Below are 1,315 nucleotides of genomic sequence, written 5' to 3' on the forward strand. Positions count from 1 at the left end.
GTGCGACCCGGTTGCGGGTCGCACCGCCTCATCTTTTTGCCCCCCTCCCCCGATTGCGCGGTGTCACCTGCCTAGCCGAGAGCCGCAAGCAGCTTCTTCAGGGCAACACCGTTGTCCGCGAGTTCGTCCCGTGAGGGGCGGACCCCCCGCGCGAGTGCCGACCGCACCGCCACGAAATCTGCTGGTGCATTGACACATTCCGCGGCGATCAGCGCGTCCTCCGCGAAATACAGTGTGACGCGTCGCTGGGGTTTGCCGATGTCGCTGCGGATCACGACGTCGGCGTTCTCGTCGACGAGCCCGACGATCTGGAGCTTCCACGATCCCTGATCGGACCAGAACCACGGTGCCGGCCGCTGGGGAACGTCGTGGCCGAGTATCGTCGCCGCCGCCGCATTCGCCTGCTCGATCGCGTTGTCGACCGATTCGAGCCTGACCCTGCCACCGCTGCGGGACACCTGGATCGTGCAGTCACCGATCGCGAGCGTGCGACCGTCCGATGCCAGACACTGTTCGTCGACGACGACACCGCGGTCGCACTCGAGCCCCAATTGTTCCGCCAGCTCGGTACGCGGCTCCGCCCCGACACCGACAAGCACGGTCGCAGCAGGAATTTCACGACCGTCGGCGAGCCGCACCCCCCGGATACGGTCGCCGGCGACGACGATCTCCGTCGGTTCCGCAGCGAGGGCGATGTCGACACCCATCTCCGCGTGAGCGGCGAGCAGGAAATCGGCTGTCCCCGAACCGACTGCCCGCCCCATCGGGCGGGGTCCGGCCTCGACCACGGTGACCTCCGCGCCGAGGCCGCGGAGGGTCGCCGCGACCTCGAGACCGATGAAGCCTCCGCCGATCACCACGACCGGTCCGCAGCCGATCCGCTCCGCCAGCCGCCTAGCGTCGTCGAGCTCGCGAAGGACCAATACGTCACGGTGGTCGGAACCGGGTATCTCCAACCGGCGCGCGCGGGCGCCGGTGGCGAGGACCAGACGGTCGAAGCTGCGTGTCTCCCGGGACCCGTCGGCGCGGCGCAATTGCAGGATCACGCCGTCGCCGTCCCGATCCGCCTTCTCCGCAACGGTGCCCGACAGGAGCTCGATCCCGTTGTCCGCGTAGTGGTTCTCGGCCCGTAGCACCAGTGAGGTGGCCGATCCGTCGCCCTTCAGCCACGCCTTCGACAACGGTGGCCGTTGATACGGCAGGTGAGGCTCGCCGCCGATCAGGGTCAGCGCACCCGTGTAACCTCCGGCACGCAACCGGTCGGCGAGGTGCACCGCCGCGTGCGAGGCGCCGACGACCGCCACGCCGAGTGGCG

General features: G+C 69.1%; 1 protein-coding gene. It reads right to left on the reverse strand.

Features of this window, described 5'->3' with window-relative positions:
• Positions 1-71 precede the first annotated feature (71 nt).
• The coding region (locus I0Q12_RS11550; protein WP_197252049.1) for an FAD-dependent oxidoreductase at positions 72-1,315 on the reverse strand (1,244 nt) is incomplete at its 5' end.

This window comes from Rhodococcus sp. CX (genome assembly GCF_015865005.1).
In the GTDB taxonomy this organism is placed as follows: Bacteria; Actinomycetota; Actinomycetes; order Mycobacteriales; family Mycobacteriaceae; genus Rhodococcus.